General features: G+C 42.2%; 20 protein-coding genes. 2 read left to right on the plus strand and 18 right to left on the minus strand.

Annotated elements, in window-relative coordinates; genetic code table 11:
* Window positions 1–2: 2 nt before the first annotated feature.
* The 14 genes from KJS69_RS00345 to KJS69_RS00410 form a co-directional block, all read right to left on the minus strand.
* On the minus strand, window positions 3–332 hold the full coding sequence (locus KJS69_RS00345) for a hypothetical protein (RefSeq protein WP_163859530.1): 330 nt from the start codon (window positions 330–332) through the stop codon (window positions 3–5).
* Window positions 333–407: 75 nt separating this feature from the next.
* On the minus strand, window positions 408–608 hold the full coding sequence (locus KJS69_RS00350) for a mercury transporter (RefSeq protein ID WP_231504263.1): 201 nt from the start codon (window positions 606–608) through the stop codon (window positions 408–410).
* A gap of 15 nt (window positions 609–623) precedes the next feature.
* Window positions 624–1,472, minus strand: coding sequence for a conjugal transfer protein TrbL family protein (locus tag KJS69_RS00355; protein WP_249730281.1), 849 nt, complete (start codon window positions 1,470–1,472; stop codon window positions 624–626).
* A gap of 57 nt (window positions 1,473–1,529) precedes the next feature.
* On the minus strand, window positions 1,530–1,760 hold the full coding sequence (locus KJS69_RS00360) for a DUF6133 family protein (RefSeq protein ID WP_213581081.1): 231 nt from the start codon (window positions 1,758–1,760) through the stop codon (window positions 1,530–1,532).
* A gap of 64 nt (window positions 1,761–1,824) precedes the next feature.
* A complete protein-coding gene (locus KJS69_RS00365; RefSeq protein WP_024982816.1) occupies window positions 1,825–2,166 on the minus strand; it encodes an Mbov_0395 family pilin-like conjugal transfer protein in 342 nt (113 codons plus the stop codon).
* A 15-nt stretch (window positions 2,167–2,181) separates the two neighbouring features.
* Window positions 2,182–3,774, minus strand: coding sequence for a VirD4-like conjugal transfer protein, CD1115 family (locus KJS69_RS00370; protein WP_213581082.1), 1,593 nt, complete (start codon window positions 3,772–3,774; stop codon window positions 2,182–2,184).
* Window positions 3,743–4,237 (minus strand): hypothetical protein, encoded by a 495-nt coding sequence (locus KJS69_RS00375; protein WP_213581083.1) that lies wholly within the window; start codon window positions 4,235–4,237, stop codon window positions 3,743–3,745. Before KJS69_RS00375 ends, KJS69_RS00370 begins: the two co-directional genes overlap by 32 nt.
* Window positions 4,234–5,076, minus strand: coding sequence for a hypothetical protein (locus tag KJS69_RS00380; protein WP_213581084.1), 843 nt, complete (start codon window positions 5,074–5,076; stop codon window positions 4,234–4,236). Before KJS69_RS00380 ends, KJS69_RS00375 begins: the two co-directional genes overlap by 4 nt.
* Before the next feature lie 54 nt (window positions 5,077–5,130).
* Entirely contained in the window at window positions 5,131–5,829 is a 699-nt protein-coding gene (locus KJS69_RS00385; protein WP_213581085.1) for a hypothetical protein, read from the minus strand.
* Between the two features lie 32 nt (window positions 5,830–5,861).
* Window positions 5,862–6,512, minus strand: coding sequence for a hypothetical protein (locus KJS69_RS00390; protein ID WP_213581086.1), 651 nt, complete (start codon window positions 6,510–6,512; stop codon window positions 5,862–5,864).
* A 263-nt stretch (window positions 6,513–6,775) separates the two neighbouring features.
* A complete protein-coding gene (mobP3, locus tag KJS69_RS00395; protein ID WP_213581087.1) occupies window positions 6,776–8,011 on the minus strand; it encodes a MobP3 family relaxase in 1,236 nt (411 codons plus the stop codon).
* Window positions 7,992–8,474: a hypothetical protein gene (locus tag KJS69_RS00400; RefSeq protein ID WP_213581088.1), complete on the minus strand. Its 483-nt coding sequence runs from the start codon at window positions 8,472–8,474 to the stop codon at window positions 7,992–7,994. Before KJS69_RS00400 ends, mobP3 begins: the two co-directional genes overlap by 20 nt.
* Before the next feature lie 305 nt (window positions 8,475–8,779).
* The gene (locus KJS69_RS00405) at window positions 8,780–8,947 is read right to left on the minus strand and encodes a ribonuclease HepT family protein (protein WP_213581089.1); all 168 of its coding nucleotides are present in this window, start codon (window positions 8,945–8,947) and stop codon (window positions 8,780–8,782) included.
* Window positions 8,948–8,973: 26 nt separating this feature from the next.
* Window positions 8,974–9,171, minus strand: a complete 198-nt coding sequence (locus KJS69_RS00410; RefSeq protein ID WP_024982824.1) for a hypothetical protein — start codon at window positions 9,169–9,171, stop codon at window positions 8,974–8,976.
* A 162-nt stretch (window positions 9,172–9,333) separates the two neighbouring features.
* On the opposite strand from KJS69_RS00410, the gene KJS69_RS00415 reads away from it, so the two are divergent.
* Entirely contained in the window at window positions 9,334–11,343 is a 2,010-nt protein-coding gene (locus KJS69_RS00415) for an ATP-dependent nuclease (RefSeq protein ID WP_024982825.1), read from the plus strand.
* 4 nt (window positions 11,344–11,347) lie between these two features.
* Window positions 11,348–13,279 carry a UvrD-helicase domain-containing protein gene (locus tag KJS69_RS00420; RefSeq protein ID WP_024982826.1) on the plus strand — a complete coding sequence of 644 codons (1,932 nt, stop codon included), beginning with the start codon at window positions 11,348–11,350 and terminating at the stop codon, window positions 13,277–13,279.
* 129 nt (window positions 13,280–13,408) lie between these two features.
* Here the strand turns inward: KJS69_RS00420 and KJS69_RS00425 are convergent, their stop codons facing one another.
* The 4 genes from KJS69_RS00425 to KJS69_RS00440 form a co-directional block, all read right to left on the minus strand.
* Entirely contained in the window at window positions 13,409–15,385 is a 1,977-nt protein-coding gene (locus KJS69_RS00425) for a DUF3732 domain-containing protein (RefSeq protein ID WP_024982827.1), read from the minus strand.
* A 1-nt stretch (window position 15,386) separates the two neighbouring features.
* Window positions 15,387–15,884 (minus strand): three component ABC system middle component, encoded by a 498-nt coding sequence (locus tag KJS69_RS00430; protein WP_024982828.1) that lies wholly within the window; start codon window positions 15,882–15,884, stop codon window positions 15,387–15,389.
* Complete coding sequence (locus KJS69_RS00435; RefSeq protein ID WP_213581090.1) at window positions 15,868–17,112, minus strand: ABC-three component system protein; 1,245 nt, start codon at window positions 17,110–17,112, stop codon at window positions 15,868–15,870. The genes KJS69_RS00430 and KJS69_RS00435 overlap by 17 nt, the downstream gene beginning before the upstream one ends.
* A 381-nt stretch (window positions 17,113–17,493) precedes the next feature.
* On the minus strand, window positions 17,494–18,489 hold the full coding sequence (locus KJS69_RS00440) for a DUF3991 and TOPRIM domain-containing protein (RefSeq protein WP_213581091.1): 996 nt from the start codon (window positions 18,487–18,489) through the stop codon (window positions 17,494–17,496).
* Between the last annotated feature and the right edge of the window lie 54 nt (window positions 18,490–18,543).

Below are 18,543 nucleotides of genomic sequence, written 5' to 3' on the forward strand. Positions count from 1 at the left end.
CCTTAGGGCTTGTCAGGCCATTCGTTCATCGCGATATATGGATATTTTTTCTGACCTTTGGCGAAACGGATCATTTGTTTCATTTGGTCCAGCACCGACAGATTCATGCGATCTTTCGTGGTCATCATGACGGAAGCTGAAACGCCGATTAGAAAGGTGACCATGGTTAAGGAAACGCTTCTCCCGAAAATCCAAAGCAGCAAAGCGACAAAGCCAGCTCCTAGCGAACCGATTACCGATTGAAAGAGTTGTTTTCGACCGAATCCGGGAAACAACTCCGTTTCCGATTTTACGCCCATGGGGATATAAAGGGTTTGAGGATTGTCTTCCATGAAAAACCTCCTGATTTTGTGGAATGAAGAAAACGACTGTCATTTCAGGCGCTTGAGTGATCAAACATCATCGCCCTATTGATAGTAAAACAATACGATATCTTTGATCTGCCAGATGCTTTCGGCCAATACATAAAACAGAATCACGTTTCGGGTTCTCTTTTTATACTGCGAGCTCTCCTCATCCGCACCCGACAGGCGAACCATGCAATAGATAAACCGGGCGACGCAGCCCAGACGAATCAGCAGAATGACCGCTTGGGCCAGTTCGTCCACCGTAACCAATGGACATCACCCCGTTTTCATCAACATTTTGCGCGCCATACCGACCAGTCTGACGGAATGATATACATTGTTGACGACTCCCCCATTGCCGCCAGTCGTAATAAGGAAGTCGGACAAGAAGCGCGGCGTGCGAATGGCCAGCACCATGCAGGCAAGACCCCAAAAGATGTGCATATTCAACATTAACCCGACGCCCAGCTTGGCCAGCGTAATTTGTACGACAACGGCCAATGTCGATTGGGCGAACTTTTGGGAGTAGGCTTTGAACACGCCCTTATCGTTGTCCAACAGTCCAACGCAAGCGAGGGGCATCCCAATGCGCAAAATGAGAATTTCCAACCCGCGCATGAGAAATTGAAAGTAAAGAATGAAATAGCAGATGATGAAGATCAGCCCGAAAATGGCTGTCACCAACCCCAACGAGCTAATTCCGCTTACCCAGGCATTCCAGTCATAATTGGTCGATTGCCCGAGGGCAACGAGCAACTTGTCCGTTAACTCTTCCACGATCTGGCCCAGCCATAGATAAATCGTCGGGAAACAAATCGCTACGGCCATCGCTTTGAAAAAATTGGTGAGCAGGGATAGCGGTTCTTCATCAGGATCGCCCTCGGACCACATCACATAAATTTCAAATCCCTTTTTCAAAAACTTCAAAATGATGAGGGAAACCCCGAAGCCGAACAAAATATCGAACAGGGAATCCGCAATATTCCCGCCCGAGAGAGCGGTCATAGAACGTTCAGCGTACAGGGTCATCGGAATAATATCTTTCAGCAATGTATCGATGTATATCAAGGCTCCATTCAGGATGGCTACGATCAGCACCAATAAAATGGCTTCCAGTTTCCTCAACCTCCTTTCTACAGGAACGGCCTATACTTGTCAGCCGTTCCCGCCAAAGGGTATCCGTTATCCCCTGTAATTGAACATGTTCCGAATCCGTTCTGTCAGAGTAGGCAGGATCGTATCGCTGAAGAGCAGATACAAGCCCGCAAGCACCAAAGCGCCGATGACGACAGCCATCAAAATTTTCACGGCAGTATCTACAAACCCTTCGCCGCGGCGGTCGGTGATGACCGTTTTTGCCAGCAAAATACGTTGCATTGAGTTTTTCTTTACGGTTTTCAGCCACTTTTTCATATGTGTTACCCTCCAAAAATGTAGTGAATTTCATCAAAAAAGCCCCAATCAGGGCAGATTCGGTTTACTTGTAGTAGCCAATAATGACGTTCAGTGTGGCGGAACCAAGTACGGCTCCGATACAGGAAACAACGGCAACGATGATGCGGTTGTTCCATTTCTTCTGATCCATTTCATCCGCTGCAGAACGCCGAATACAGAAGTAAATGATCAGTAGACCGGAAACAACAGGAGCGAGGATCATCAGCCAGGTTGTGACATCCCCAATCAGCTTTTCCGTTCCCTTTACAATCTTGCTGTTTTGGATATCCGCTGCATTAGCAGGTTGGGTCAGCCATAAGCTTGTGCCCAACACAAAAAGAGCCATTCTGCTGTAGCGAATGACTCTGCGTATCCATCTCTTCATTTCAAGGCAGACCTCCTATTCTATGTCCGAATTGGGTCCGAAAAAAACGTTACCCCCTGCTGCCTCCTGGAGTCTTTTCTCTTCCAGTTGTCTGGCGATGTCTTTCTGATAATAAATCCAGATATTCCACAGTTTCACCTCCTTTCGCGTATCGGTCCGAACTGGCCGCTTTCGTTCCCGTTCTTCCCGAACTTGACGATTATGCTCTTTATCGCCCAACCCCAGCATGGCGTTAAAAGCCCATTCGCTTAAATCGGGCGAAAACATCATCGCGGGGTGGCTTCGAGAAATGACAATTTGATACGGCCGGGCGACGCGGCGCACCTCGTCTACGGTCAAAAGCTTGCGTTCCATCAGGTTCATGCTGTGAGATGTGCTTGGCGTAGAATATTTGCTGTTAGAAGCAGAGAGCTGGTAACTGGAAGTGGTGTACGTGCCCAGTTTTTCGCTGACTTCCCGCAGCGTCTCCAGGTCATCCGCCTGCAAATAAATCCAGGTTTGACAATTTGATTTGATTGTGCTGGCGGCGTGAGCATCATACTTTTCCTTGAGTTGCTCAAAGCTTTGCAAGAACAAATTGAACCGCATGCCGCGCCCGCCGCCTACCGTCAGTTTGTTCGTGAAATCGGCAATCGGTGTAAAGTTGCCGAATTCATCCAGGATGAAGTTTACGCGCCGTTTCAGTCTGCCGCCGCGTTTATCTGCCTCTGCTGTTAGTAACTCATACAACTGCGATACCATGAGGGAAGCAACAGGGTAGAAGGTCGTCTTTTCGTCCGGTAAAATGATAAACAGCGCCTGTTTCTTCTCCCCCAATTCGGTTAACGAAAAGTCGCTTTTGTGAGTAATGGCATAGATGGATTTGGACGTGAAAAGACGCAGTGTCGTCAGAGCTGAAGTATAGAAGCTTCCCTTGGTGCGCGAAGGCGCGATGTCGGAAATACTGAGCAGGGCTCTAGCAGGATGGGTGGGCGGGAGACGCTTCATATAGTCCTGCATTGGCGTTTTATTTCCGATTTGACGGTTCATCTCGGCCAAAAACCAGTAAACGTTGGTCAAGTTCTGGTATTCCGGCCGTTTGGCATTGTCCCACACCACACTTAAAATCGTGGCGGCGATGACGGACATTTCCCCGTTTGTCCAGATTTTTTCTCCCTGTGATTTGCCGACAAGAACGTTGGTCATATCCCAAGCCAGCATTTCCGCCTGTTCCTGGTCACCGCGAAGGGCGGCATCAATGATCGGTTGGAGCAGATTGTAATGATGGCTTTTTTCAGGCGTACGGAAATCCAGTGCATACACGTCATAATTCAACTTTTGCAAAAATTCGTGGGTATAGTGGTACAATTCGGCTTTGGGATCAGAAATGACCAGCGATTCCCCGGCAAGGCCAAGCGTACAGATGGATTGCAGCACGACCGTTCTCGATTTTCCACTGCGGGTTGCGCCCAGGCAAAGCGTGTGCACATCGTCTTGGATGCAATAGATGCGTTCTTTCCCGCGCAGTTTGTTCATGCCTACCACGATTCCGCCTTGCGAGAAGGGCAGAGGCTGTTCCTTTGCAGCGGCCCCGTCTTCATTCTTTGAAATGTTCTCCGGATACTTCATGAGAATGCTCCTCCTCCCCGCGTTGGTAAAATTCCAGATGATCGTAGCCGGTCGCGATGAGTTCCCGGAGCAGCGGATGCTTGAGATCCAGTACGAGCGTATCAAAAGCTGACTGCTTCTCCTGTTCCGTCAACCATCTGGAAGAGCCGTGCTGATGCTGACCAACTGGAACCGGCGTTTCGATTTGCGGCGTGATGTGGGCCAGTTCACTTTGGTAAGGGCGATGATTCGTAAAAAAGAACATCGTGGACACGACTCCGACCAATCCTTGCAAGCATAAAAAAAGCAGCAAATGTTGTTTGCTGGCAATGAGACTTGCGATACATCTCGCAAAAGGAGTGAAGGCAAGCGTATGGGATTTTCCGGATAAGATGCCGTGCAAGGCGGTGGTAAAGAACAGATTGAAGAACGCTCCAACAACGAAGAGGAACAAACAGATGATCACCTTGAACTTGGTTTTCACAACTCATACTCTCCGTTTGGCTCAAAAAAGTCGTTGGTCTCCGGTTCACTTCCATACGATAAGGAAGATTCGGCAACTTGTTCGCTGGTACGATGCGGATGACCGATTTCCTGGTCTACCTGAGCTTGTAAAAATAACCCTTTGGGGGCAGGAAAGTCTTGAATCCATCCCCACTCGTCGACATGACGGTTATGAAAATCGACGTAATCGGGGAAATCCTCGCATAGCGTATGCACCAGACTGTCCTCGTCGATAATCAATTCCAGCACTTGCGGATGCGAAGAGGACAATTCATAGATGGGGATGGCACAGTTCGCATCTAGGGTATAAAACAAATAGCCTCCATCGGTGACAGCGTGCTGCCGTGCCATGTCAGATAGGAAAAGATCGCCAATGGTTTGATGGACGGCTAACGCGGCTTTGCCTTCGCTTTCAATCAAGCCGATCCCATGGTGGATCGTTGTTGCCTTGGCAATATCGCCCCAAGGCGAAGTCTGCGGTTCTTCCAGTGTTCCGAAATATTCGGGTACAAAAAAGGGGCCTTCCTTTTCTAATTGTTCCGGCGTTCCGTACTGCTCTTTAATATCAGGGTCTGTGATGAGGTCTTTTTGCAGCAATTCGTAGGCCGGAATCATGCTCTTTTCATCCTCGTAATGCAAATACCCATCTTTTTCGTTGCCGAGCGCAATGGCTTTCGGACTAAGCAACTCTTCTGCTTGTTCAGTAGGAATGACGATTCCACTTTTATACTCGGCCACGATTTCATAAACATGAAGGGCGATTTCAGTGCAGGTTATGATGTTCCCCCAGAGGGAGCTTTCCGGTCTTGCGCTTGCCAAGGCAAATCCCTCCTCGTAAATACTGCTTTAGCAAAATGGTTAGGAACACGAGGACTAATCTCCGATTTCCATCTCTTCGGCCAGTAGTTCATCCTCATGTTGAAACTCCAGTTCGAACTCCAGATGAATTTCCCGATCCTTTAATGCCGGCAGAAGTTCCTCAATCCTTTCGATGATGATTCCGGCTCGTTCGAACTGTTCGACCGTTTTATCGTTGGGTGTAATCATGAATTTGATCAGTTCGGAATGGATCAGGACCAGTTCTTCTTCGCTAAACAGCTTTTTTTCGTCGATGAGTCCACTCCGTACTGCGAAGTTTTCCAACGCTTCTTCTTTATTGTAAAAATACTGCCGCTGCACTGGCGTTCCGTTTTCCGGGGAAAGGCGATACGTGGAAAACACATACTCAAACATGGGATGATGCTTGCAAGCCAAGATCACATCGTTGTATTCGCTTAACTTATACACACCATTAGCGATTTTTGGGTCTTTGTCCGTATAAGGTTTTTCCACGCAGATACCAGCTTGCAACGCCGTTTGTCTGGCCAAATCGTGAATCGCGTCCATGAGCCGGTCCGGTACGGTGACGAATGGGTTTTTCTCGATCGTGTCCATCCGGGTGTAGAAGGCAACAAGCTGGTCTTTATAATACAAATCGGCCAAATAATCGGCAGAGGTGGAGCGTTTTACTTCAAAGCCTTGTTTGGTCAAGGCTTCAAAAAACTTCTTGTAAAACTCCGTTTTGCTTTTCAAATTGCCATCTCCTTTCGACAAACGGAACTGTTTTATCGTTCGTTATCCAATTCGGGGTCACGTTCAGGTTGCTGAACCGCTTGGGAAACTGGGGTGATCGTCTCAATTTGTCGTATTAATCGGTCAATTTCTTGCTTTTCCGGGTAGTCCAGACTGACATCATGGAACCTGGAATAGAGCAACGCGGAATAGAGAAGGGAAAGCTGTTCCTTGCTGAATAATTTTCGTTCGTCCACCAGTCCGCTGCGTTGGATAAAATCTTCTTTCGCCTGCTCGTATTCATTCCGATAAAAATAGTGGCCCAGCGTTACACCCGTTTGATCGAAATTGACTTGCCAGGTCACAAAACGAAAATGGCCGTTTCCGTCGTACCGGGCAGCCAATAGATGTTGGTTGTATTGAAGAATTTTTTTGTAACTGTTCACGCCGGATAGTTCCAGATGTGGAGCCTGACGGTAAGCCTGCTCCATCTCCCAAACTTTTGCGATGACACCGTGAATTCGGCGGGCAGGCGTGGTGTCTCGATCAACAGGGTAATGGACTGCACCGTCCTCTTGGATGTATGCAACCGGGCGATGATCATGGAGCACAGTCAGGGGAAAGCGATTCTCCGGTTTCAATTCCAGGCCCAAATGAGAAAGCTGGACTTGTAATACTTCTTTCATGCGTTCATTGATTTCCATAAGAACAACGCTCCTTGGGATGGATCGGGGTGGTTTGTTGAGTTGTACGTTTTGCTGTGTCCGTTTTCTTTTTTTCTTTCCTTGAACGAGGATGATTTCGCGGAGTTTGCCGCATCATTCGTTCATATTTTTGATGTTTGCCTTCGGTAAATAGCATGAGATCGCTCCTTTCTTGAATGAAGAGGAAAAACTATTGATAAACAAACGGCACAATTATCCACAAGAAGGTTATCCACAATGTGGAGTAGAGGTCATCATGGATGTTATCTTTCCACCCCCTTGTCTCGGTGCTTTAAAAACCATTCCTTTTTGGCTTGTTTGGATAACTCCGTGCCCATGGCTTTTGCTTTGTCATCGTAGTCTATATTGCCGTTCATGATCAGACTCTCCAGCATATCAAGGATGCCAACCAGAAGCTGCTCGGCCAGGTACTGTCGCCGTATCCTATGGTTTTGTTCCATGGATACTTCCCGTTCCATTTTGATCAGCGTACGGACCGTTCCCAAAATACGGTTCGCGATTCGCTTTTTCGCCTCGGTCAGATACTTCTCACGGTAGTTAGCGATACGTTCCGGATCGGTGTCATACAGCATCGCGATTTGGACTTTGACTTGGACATAATCCTCAACCATTTGTGCCAGATAGGGATTGGTTTTCATCAATTCCTGTACAAGTTCATCCAACATGGATTTCACAGCAGGGGGGAGGAGTTGATAAGCGAGTCTTCCGGTTTTCGGCATGTTTGCGCGGAGTTGAACCAGTTTTTCGGCTAGCGCAGCGGCATGGCTTTGCTGAAAAAGATGGTGTTTCGGCAGACGGTGTAGGGAATCTTCATCCTCGTTCATAAAGCGCTTGTAGAAAACCTTGAACGATTTCGGGTTCAGATTCTTGATATACAACTCGAATTCACTTACCATGCGGTCGGTGATTTCCGTAATACCGGATTTAAACTGATCCCGCAAAGCGCAAAATTGTTTGATCTTGTAAGCAAAGGTGTCTTTGATCAATTGCCTGCGTATGCGATTGGGAATCTCGGGGTGGGTATAGTTTTTCAGGATGTCCTGTTGTCGATCCCAAAAGACGACATGAAGATGCGGATGCTCCTTCTCATTATGGACAGCGGCGGCCCAACAGAGGTTCTTTCCTTTAATGTGATTTTGGGCGGCGATGGTGGAGATATGTTGTTCAATATACTGTTGCCAAGCCTTCTGATTGGTTAGGCCCAGTTCCAGCGCCGTATCTCGTTTGAATGAAATGACGCTACGATACATGTTCTTTTTTTGTCGGGATAAGTCGCGGGCCAGTCGGGCCACTTCTTGCCAAGAGGAAAACTCCTGCAAGTCTCCGGGGCGCAGCTTCCCGAACAACCCATGATTCATGCCTTCATTCTTCACCGCACCAGGACGGGTGGCAATATATCCTATATGGCAGTAGTTGCTTTTCGCCGTTTTCGGGTGGTTGGGATGGAAGAAGCGCTGTTTATAGATCAGGATCGACATCGGAGTCACCCCCGCGTAGATGCTCAATGCTCTGATCCAACGCATTCCCCGACAAAAACAGTTTTTCAGCATCGGTGAGCTTCATTTTGACATAGTCCACCGCAAGCCGCCGCGCTTTCTTCTCGATCTCCCGAAAGGTCGTGTACCGATTCGTATCAATCAGATCGGCGATAATCGCGATGGTGGAGTAGTAGGAGGCAGCCGACATGATTAAGTCCTTGCTGGCGAGTCCGGCTAGCCGGTTGCTTAATCCGTCAATGGCAATTTTGATCTCCTGGCGGATGATGGCAGTGATGAAATCGATCTCCTCGGTATAAGCCTCCACAGACATGCCTTTTTGGATAAAGGCCCTTACGATATCCGCCATGCTTAAATGCTTGGAAGCGGCGTATTTCTTTAATGCTTCGTATTGTTTCTTGGGCAGCTTGACGGTGATCTGCACCGTTTTATCTGCGCGTACCAAGGGAATCACCTCACTCTTGGGAGCTATTTGCAAGCGACATTCGATTGTCGGAGGAAACCCCATAAAAATGTCGGTGAAAGCTCTGCTTTCACGCTGTTTTTTCGCAAAATGACATTTTGCTATTCCTGCCTTTAACCCCCAACCAGAGGGCGGTCCCCTCTGGTTGGGGGAAGGCAGAACTTCGATCCAATGAGAAAAAAGGGAAAAAGGGGGCATGGTTTCATCGCTCCTTAGCCAGAGTGGAACAGATAAAAGCCACACCCCTCATTTGGAATGTGGCTGGTTCTGCTGCTAAGCTTATTCATTTATCGCTCGTATTCTTCTTCGTCTTCAAACGGTGATAAAATATCCGTTTCCTGAGATTGCCGGATCAGAATCTCTTCGATTTGTTTTTGGAGCTCAGGCAGACTGGTGGTAATAGTGTCCCAAAGCACGACCAAATCAATGTTCGCATGCCGCGTATGCTTCTCCAAGCGATATGGGCCTTCCGCCTGTACCTTTACGTTTCGCAAATGGGCGAGCTGGCTAAACACATCCAGTCCCGAGATCGGAAAAAGTAAAGACCGCCACTTTGCTTCGCGTGAAGCGCGCGGCGGCCGCCATTTTCGAGAATGTAGCCTTGAGATTTGGCAAATTCGATTAGGTTGATATTATTGGCTAAGTAGATTTGTGAGTTTGAAACAGGTGGATTTTTCATACAATTCTCCTTTTCAGGGTTCGCTCTAAAAAGGGATTACTAGGAAAATGTCGAAATCAGTCAATAGCTTAGAAATTATTCATTAAGTAAGCGTTAATTAAGGGCTTACTCAGATGATTATTTAATCTCGTCCAAACTAGTTATTTACGAGGAGGGGTTGTTGTGCAAATTACAAAGTTGCATTTAAAAAATTTTAGAAGTTTTGGCGACGAGGGAACAACAATTACTTTAAATAAGCTTTCGGGTTTTGTCGGAGAAAACTCCGCAGGTAAAACTGCTCTTATACATGCTTTACTCAAATTGTTTGGAGTGACTTCGCATGAACGTACATTGGAAAAGTCAGATTTTCACATTCCCAAACAAATCAACGTAGAAACAATAAAAGAACTTCAATTGTCAATTGAGGCACGGATTGACTTTCCCGAATTAATGGAAAGCACTCATGATGAGTTGAGCCGAAACAGTATTCCTCCATTTATTAATCAACTTGTAGTTCGTGCTACTGCTGAAGCTCCTTATTTACGTGTCAGGTTAGAAGCAAAATGGGTAGCGGATAATACTCCTGAAGGAGAAATTGAACAAAAAATATACTTTATTACTGTAGCTGAAGGTATTGATGAATCAGACGAGGATAAGGTTCCAATCACCCCTCACCAACGTTCAACAATACAAGTCATATATGTTCCTGCTGTAAGAGAACCATCTGCACAGCTACGCAATGCTTCGGGCACAATACTATGGAGGATTTTAAATAATATTTCTTGGCCAGATGACATTAATGATTCCATTAAAGTAAGAATGGAACCTATAAATAAGTTGTTCGACGGCATTAATGGGGTTTCGCAGATAAGAAGTATCATTGGAGAGGAATGGAAAAAATACCACAAGGATGCTCGTTACCAGGATGCAAAATTACAATTTAGCAGTTCAACACTCACCTCAATTCTTAAGAAAATAGAAGTATCTTTTTCTCCAACACATGACTTAGGTGAATATAGTGTTGATAAGTTGGGTGATGGACTTCGATCTTTATTTTATATCTCATTGGTGTCGTCCTTACTTGAAGCTGAAATGAAAATTACTGGGAAATCAAATGCTTCTTTAACTATACTCGCGGTAGAAGAGCCAGAAAATCATATATCTCCACATCTTCTTGGACGAGTGATGGAGAACTTGAAAAATATTTCTGTTAAATCAAATGCCCAAGTTGTTTTAACTTCACACAGTGCTTCAATTATTAAGCGGTTAGATCCAGAAGATCTTACCCACTTGAGAATTGACCAGACGAGCTTTACAACAATAGTAAAGAAAATAATATTGCCAAGTAAGACTGCTGATTCTTATACATACATAAAGGAAGCTGTAAGAGCCTATCCGGAAATCTATTTTTCGAGATTAGTGATTTTGGGTGAGGGTGATTCCGAAGAGATTGTAATTCCCAGAATACTTGCAGCTAACGGAATACACCCTGATGATTATGGTATATCAATAGTTCCTCTTGGAGGAAGACATGTAAACCATATGTGGAAATTACTCAATGAATTGAATATTCCGCATATTACTTTATTGGATTTGGATCGTGAACGTGGGGGCGGTGGTTGGAGTAGGATTAAGTATGCCATTAAACAGTTATTACTTAATGGCTGTAATCGTGATGAGTTACTGAGAGTTTGGTACGGACAAAGGGAAGAAATTCTTACTGATGCACAAATAGAAGAAATGGATACATATCCAATGACCCCTGAATGGATAGAATCTATGAATAATTTATGGCTTCAAAGATTAATGGAAGATAAATATAATGTTTTCTATTCTTCGCCTTTGGATTTAGATTTTCTTATGCTCGAATCATTTCCTGAAGAATATAAAAAAACTGTACCTAGAGGTCCTAGTATTCCTGATCGTAAAAAGTATCCTGACGAATATGACAAAAAAATAAAAGGCGGTATTATTGCGGCTTTAAAGAACGAGAAGGCAACAGGTCAAACGTATACAGATGCTCAACATGAACTTATGGTTTGGTATAATACTCTATTTCTTGGGCGAAGCAAGCCAAGCACACACATTGAAGCTCTTTTAAAATTGGATGACGATGATCTGAAAATGTTCATACCTGAACTTTTTTGTAAGTTAGTAACGCGGGTAAAAGAAATATTGCAAAAGGAAGATTAAGTCTATGCCATATATTAAACCAGAAAATTGGAATCCGTCGGAAGGAATTACGCTGGAACCGGCAGCAGAGATAGCAGTTAAATCGGAATTCAATACTCTAATTTTGGCAGGGCCAGGTGCGGGGAAAACAGAGTTGTTAGCGCAACGTGCTTGCTTTTTATTACAAACCAATTTATGTCCAAATCCGCAGAAAATTTTGGCCATTAGTTTTAAGAAAGATGCTGCGGAAAACTTGAAAAAAAGGGTAGAATTACGGTGTGGAAAAGAACTAGCTGCAAGATTCGAGTCAAGAACATTTGATTCGTTTTCTAAACAATTATTAGATCGCTTTAGATTAGGCCTACCAGATGCTTATCGTCCATCAAAAAACTATAATATCGTTACCTCTAATAGGGATATTCGAGATATAGCTACTGGTTATATTATTGAGCGCCATCCGAATCAGCCTAATTGGCAACACGAGATTAACTTTAATGTTTTATATAGGCGATTAGCTGAGGATTCTATTCCAATTTATGATGACGGAGTAGATATCTATTCTTGGATTTTGGTTAGGCTGTGGAATGTGATGATTCATGAAAAAAATGAAGTTCAGAGTTCATTAACATTCCCTATGATTTCAAAACTTGCTGATTTTTTACTTAAACAGAATCCATTAATCAAAAAGGCGCTGCAGGTCACATATAGTCATGTTTTTTTGGATGAATTTCAAGATACGACTTTTCTACAGTATGAATTAGTCAAAACAATTTTTTTAAATTCTTCAGCAATATTGACAAGTGTAGGAGATGGTAAACAGAAAATTATGGGTTGGGCTGGTGCACTTTCTGATTCATTTGAACAGTTTAAACATGACTTTAACGCCAGTCAAATAGAGTTAACACATAATCATAGGTCCGCTCCCAGATTAATAGAAATTCAAAATATTTTGGCGAAAATTATTAATGAAAGCGCCACAGATGCCACAGTTTCTAGTAAACATCGTAATGTGGAGGGTGTGTGCGAGGTTTGGAATTTTCAAAATCATTTAGACGAAGCTGTTTTTGTAGCGTCAAGTATAGCAAAAAGGATACGGCAAGAAAATGTAACCCCACGAGATATTTGTATACTTGTAAAACAACATGAACATATCTATGCCAAAAATGTACTTGAGGAGTTAGGAAAGCAAGGCATTCAGGCACGAATTGAAAAAGAATATCAAGATTTACTTGCAGAAGAATGTGTACAGCTAATTATTGATTTTCTAACACTAGCTGCAACAGAAAAAAAACATGATGCATGGGTGCGAGTTTCAGAAGTTTTATCTTTTATTCAAGGTTTTGATCCTGACCATGACCATGCAAAAATATTAAAAATGGAATCGGAACTTGATGAATATATCCTTCAGATAAGACGTGAACTTCAGGTAGAAAATGACGAAAATAGCTGTAACCAAATGATTGAGAAAATTGTTAAAGGGATTTTTTCCTTTATTGAGATGGAAAAGTATTTTCGTTTATATCCAAAGTATACTAGTGGTTTCTTCTTCAATCAATTACTTGATGATACAATTGGGAAATTATCGAAGGCATATTCGAAACATTTAAACTGGAGCGACGCTATCTCTGATTTTTTAGGATTGTCTAGTGTACCTATAATGACAATCCATAAGAGCAAGGGATTAGAATATGACACTGTCATATTTCTAGGATTAGAAGACGATGCATTTTGGAGTTTCCAAACACAAAGAGCTGCTGATATGTGTGCTTTCTTTGTCGCATTGTCCAGAGCAAAGCATCAATGTTTTTTTACTTTCAGTGCTTCAAGAGAAATCCTGCGTTTTGGGGATGTTCAACTGCGACCTCAGTTTAATCAAAACATTTCATCTTTATATCAAATATTACAGAATGCGAATGTTCACATGAAAGATATCGTAGAAATTAACGAGTGCGTGTAATGTAAAGGGCATCTCAAAGTGTGGTAGTGATAGTTTCATAAGCGAGTTAAATGTAAGCCGCTTGGTTGCCGCGGATAGATTTATAATATCTATCCGCGGCAAACTTTATATACTTGGAAATATTGACTATTAATCAATCCATTCTTCTGGAATAAGTTTGTTATTCTCGCCGCGCCACTCACAAACCTCATGAACGTTATGAATATCTCCCCAAATACTGCTGTCCGCATGTTCTAAGACTATAATTTGAAATTTGGACTGAGATATTTTTATTGCCTCAGACATTGTACTAAAGATTTTTTTCACAGCTATTCTGTCCTCGTCATTTTCAAGTCTTGGGTCAATTTCCTGTTCATCTTTTCTAGCAGCCAATTTTTTTGGAAAATAGACTTGGCTAGGTTGATCGTAGACAATAAAGCTCGGCACAGGTGAATGACTTTGCTGATTGAAGAACAACTGAAATGCTAATGTTACTGAGATGTGATAAGCAAGCCAGTTTGAGCCGCTACCTATTTCCCAAAGATAATCATCACGTCCGTCTTGACCACTGACAATAACAGTAAGATTTTGATAATCAATACGAATCGGATCATTTGGACGTTCTGAATCAAGTAAAGGTAGAAGTCTTATTGCATAAGCACCAATTTTACTTAATGCTGCATTGACTCTATTTACTATTGCACTTTCATTTACTTCAGCCCGCAAACTCGTTAGACGTTCGTTGATAGCATTAATTTCAGCAATTAATTGGCTATCTGAGCCTAACGATTTAAAAGTTTCGCTTGCGTATTGAACCTGACCGATGAATCTGGAGATATTCTCTATAGTATATTTTTCATTTGCTGCGGAATTTCTTATTTGGCTTTGTAATTTTATTCTTTTTTGAACAGCCATAATTTGTTCAGTCAACACTTTAATCTCTGTTTTTACATTTTGATATTCGCGTTCAAATGCCGCAGGAATTTTGCTGGTGAACCCTGTTTCATCTTCGAGCTTAATCAAATTTGTATAAAATTTCTCTATTTGCTCTTTGGGATGCTCTACATTTTTCCCGAATATAGGGCAAGTTTCATTATCATCTGTTAAGCTTTTCAGCCATTTGGAAATATTTAATCGTTCAACCTGTATAGTCAAAGATTCGCGGTAATCATTTAAACTATTCATCAGCTGATTCATTTCAGTATAACGGTTTTTCAAGGAAGAGAGTTTAAGTGAGAGGTCATTTTCTTCCTTCCTTAATGCCACAATTTCTTGTGAAGAAGCTTCAATATTGCTATTTAGAATACTAGAATCAGATGCTCTTTTTTGGGATATTAATGAGAGAATTTCAATTTGTTCCTCAAAGGAACGATCAATTGATGTATCCAGTTTTATAAGTCCGAATTCTTGTGCTGCTGCGAGCCAACCATTTATTTCAGTCTTCCATTTATCCGACACTTCTTTAAGCTTTAGTAATTCTTTTTCTTTACGCTTTAATTCTTTAGAAAGATTATTAATTTCTTGTCGTTTTGCTAGAATTTCCGGAGTTACTGCACCAAGAATATACGGAAAAATGTTTATTAATTTTGTTCGGTGATCAGTAGTATCAGCCTTATAAAATAAAGTATTTGCATTTGCTACGATGTTTTGGGGCTGAAAACAAAATGCCATTAAATCTCTGAAGGAAGGTCTTCCTAAGTAATTATTTGAATTATCGGCATCAATGTCTAAAAAAGACAATGAAGATAACTCATCCAAAAATTTTTTAACGGAATCCTTAGTGGTATTTTTAATAGGAATATCAGGTGTACTAACTACTGTTTCTGATGCTATGTACATATTATCAGTTGATTTTTGTAGGCCCGGTTCTTGTCGAGCTAGGAGTACTTGTCTTTGATTGACTTGAATGACGATACCAAACCAACTACAAGCATTTCTTATTGTTTTGACTGGTATGTGACAAGAATCCGAAGCTAAGCAATAGTCAATTATTGGAATGATAGCGGATTTTCCTGTACGCGATGCTCCGGTTATAATATTTACAGAGTTTGTTTTAAATTCAATTTCCTTTGGCTTGAACTGAGGATCTTTTGGCCAAAGGATTAATCTCTTTATTTGAAGATTCATTTTAAAACCTCACTTTCAGTATTTGAGAGATTTCATGAAGTGTGAGTTGAGAACACCAATAGCCCAACTTTTCGGATGCCTTTCCAAGTTTAATAATGGACTTAGGCTCCTGCTTACGTTCAGTTGTTGTAAATGGAAAAACAAGGGCCTCCTCATAGTCCAAAGAAATGAGGGAAGAATAGAGTCCTATCCGAATGGACTGAAGGGATAATTCCTTCATATTTAAAGCATTTGCATGAATGTTCGATACAAGATCATTTTTAAGTACTTTTGTTGAAAGGAATTTGTTCGCGAAGTACCTTAGGCCAGATGGCCTATTAGTGGAAGCCAACAAATCAGAAAAATCTTCACGAAATATGATAGGTAATACAATAAACAATAAAGGGAAAGGAACCAGTTTGCTATTATTGCTGTAATATCCCCTTACAAAGTTCCATATAATAAAAGCTCCAAAGGCAGGGTTTTGTACATTCTGAATTTCCCTATTTAAGTTGGACATTAAATCCGCTCCCTGGCATAAAAATATCTTTATAATGTGGATGCCAACCAATTATTACATCATCAGATAAAGCATGATAACATCCTGCAGTAAAAAAATCGGGAACATAAAGATGATCTATATTTACTGGCTCATCTTTACACTCAAGGTACAAAAGCTTTCCCAATTCCTCGGGTGAAAGATTAAGACTTTTATTTTTAAGTGACAATATTTTTCGCTTAGTATCCCATTTTTTAATCAATGTTTCTTGATAACTTGTTAAGCTACCGTCACTAATATCTCCACGCTTTGCCCAGATAGTTCGGTTAGTAGAAGCTCTGAGATAATCATTTATTGCTTCTATTTTTTCTGTATAATCACACTCAACAATGTCCAGTTGCTCTAAGTATCTCCTCAATGCATTCATCTCATTTTGAACTTCTTGTTCAGTTGGCCTCGGGGCTAATTCTTTTAGACTTAATTTTTGATTGTACTCGCGTCTAATTGCCATAAGTTCAGTTTTATATTCCTGGTAGGCAATACACATTGGTTTTTTGTTTTCGACCAACTCGGATACCTTTTTTTCTATCCATCCCAGCATATACTTAAATAAAACATCCCCGAGTTCTTCCTCAACCATAGCTCTCTCACAGAATGCTTCAAAAAGAAGAGCAGTGTAATTTACATTTATCGTACTTAGACTAAAGTTTCCAATAATTTTGCTTGCCAACAGTTTATTTGCTGGGTTAAAAAAATGTCTTATATAAAAAACGTAATCCTCAGGTGTTTCTTTTTCTTCCCCGGATTCATGATAAAATTCTTTTCTAGCTTCATCCCAAACCTTTTGTGACTCTTCAAATGTTGTTGCTTTATTAAACGAATCAACTATTGATCCGCTCCTGTCAGCAGTAACAAAGAGAATGAATTTTGTGCTATTAACATCGAGTTCTTTACTATTGACGGCTAACAACCAGTTAGATAACGTTTTCCAAAGGTCTTTAGCACGATTGGAAATTGGATTATGCTTAGATGAAACATTTTTTAATTGTATAGCTTTTACGGTTCCATCTGATTTCTGGATAGCGACATCTTCAAGAACCTCAACACTTACCATGTCATCGCCCGAACATTTTTGTAGTTCATATAAAGCATGTTTTACCTGTAAAGAATATGCGTATACTTTATCAGGAACGTGCGTATTTGCTAAATTAATCTCTTTTTTGGGGATTTTGTTTTGCTTTTTAACCACTGACTTCAACTCCTGTTACGAGGATAAGAGAGCTATCAGTAGCAAGGTTAGTTAATTTAGTCTAATGAAAATGATTATATAGCACCTTGCGAAGTTTTCTTTAATATATGGTAACATTAAACATTGGTATCCTCAACCAATGCTCATATCCTCAACTAGGACCAATGCCTTGTATGATGACCGATGTACCCCGGTGTATAGCAATTGTAATTTCTATTTTAGATTCGTCCTTTTGTATATGATCAGTATGATTAGAATCGTATGGTTATCAAATTTGTTTATATTATGGAAAAAGTAGAGACTACTTTGTTTTGCTTCGCAAAGCGAGCACTACCTCACTTGAGCGGACAAGCAGTTCTCTTAATCCAATGATAAAAATGCTTAACGTTCATACTCAAACTCTTCCTCTCTTACAATCAGTGTCGCTTCGTATCGTGCTAAACGGATCGCTTTTAGGTCTTCGTTAAAGTCTTTACACTGTGGCGTCTGAATGGAAGTTTGATAACCCAATCCTTTATACTTATGGGCAAATTTTAAGGCAGCCTCTTGTCCCCAATTGGGAGCAAGGCTGCCGTCACGAAACGTTGCATTATGGTCGTTATCTAGGCAAAAGATGATTTCATGAATACGGTGATGTTGGAGAAATCGTTCCAAGGCAAGGTCGGACAGACAGCCTAGGGAAATGCGATGGTCTGCTTTCCAATCCAGTCCTTTCAATTTTGCAAGCGTAGCATGGCTCATGGCGTCAATGGGACTTTCACAGACATAAACCTTTTTCCTTTTTCCGATGATGTGAAAGGGATAGCTCTTGTCGGAATGTTCCCGATCCAGTTTAAAAGGACGTTCCGGCCTAGTGCCGCGCAGGGAGCAATATTTCGGTGTTCCGTCTGTATCGTAAGCGACAAATACACAATTTCCGGTTTTGTCCTGCTGATATAGCTTTTTCTCGTGCATCAGACGGGAAACGATTTCCGGCTCAATGCCCCGAACATGGGTGAGATACCAAGCCACGCGCCGATAATTGGGCGCTTTCGCCGGTAAAAGGAGTTGCCCTCGTTCTTTGGGAGCGGAAGAAGGGATATGCTGTGGCAGCGAGGTTTCTAATAGAAGAGCAACGGCTTCTTTAAAGTCCATGCGCCAGAATTGCATGACGAAGTCGATAGGACCGCCATGGGTGTCGGTGGAGAAGTGATAGTACTTGTTGCTATCCCGGAAAAAGTAAAGGCCGCCGCTTTGCTTTGCATGAAGCGCGCGGCGGCCGCCGTTTTCAAGAACATAGCCGTTGGATTTTGCAAATTCGATTAGGTCGATGCTATTGGCTTGGGCAATTTGATCTTTGGTAAAGGGTAAGCCTTGCCCCATTTTCAACGCCTCCATTTCGTTGTTATCCTTTGGCGTAAGCGATATAATAAAGGAAAGAACAGATTGGGG

Origin of the sequence: Paenibacillus sp. J2TS4 (assembly GCF_018403245.1) — a bacterium.
In the GTDB taxonomy this organism is placed as follows: domain Bacteria; phylum Bacillota; class Bacilli; order Paenibacillales; family NBRC-103111; genus Paenibacillus_L.

Excerpts from the sequence above, each read along its gene's own strand:
- KJS69_RS00345 (WP_163859530.1), bottom strand. The coding sequence starts at position 332 with ATGGAAGACAATCCTCAAACCCTTTATATCCCCATGGGCGTAAAATCG.
- KJS69_RS00360 (WP_213581081.1), bottom strand. The coding sequence starts at position 1,760 with ATGAAAAAGTGGCTGAAAACCGTAAAGAAAAACTCAATGCAACGTATT.
- KJS69_RS00365 (WP_024982816.1), bottom strand. The coding sequence starts at position 2,166 with ATGAAGAGATGGATACGCAGAGTCATTCGCTACAGCAGAATGGCTCTT.
- KJS69_RS00370 (WP_213581082.1), bottom strand. The coding sequence starts at position 3,774 with ATGAAGTATCCGGAGAACATTTCAAAGAATGAAGACGGGGCCGCTGCA.
- KJS69_RS00390 (WP_213581086.1), bottom strand. The coding sequence starts at position 6,512 with ATGGAAATCAATGAACGCATGAAAGAAGTATTACAAGTCCAGCTTTCT.
- mobP3 (WP_213581087.1), bottom strand. The coding sequence starts at position 8,011 with ATGTCGATCCTGATCTATAAACAGCGCTTCTTCCATCCCAACCACCCG.
- KJS69_RS00410 (WP_024982824.1), bottom strand. The coding sequence starts at position 9,171 with ATGAAAAATCCACCTGTTTCAAACTCACAAATCTACTTAGCCAATAAT.
- KJS69_RS00420 (WP_024982826.1), top strand. The coding sequence starts at position 11,348 with ATGCCATATATTAAACCAGAAAATTGGAATCCGTCGGAAGGAATTACG.
- KJS69_RS00425 (WP_024982827.1), bottom strand. The coding sequence starts at position 15,385 with ATGAATCTTCAAATAAAGAGATTAATCCTTTGGCCAAAAGATCCTCAG.
- KJS69_RS00430 (WP_024982828.1), bottom strand. The coding sequence starts at position 15,884 with ATGTCCAACTTAAATAGGGAAATTCAGAATGTACAAAACCCTGCCTTT.
- KJS69_RS00440 (WP_213581091.1), bottom strand. The coding sequence starts at position 18,489 with ATGGAGGCGTTGAAAATGGGGCAAGGCTTACCCTTTACCAAAGATCAA.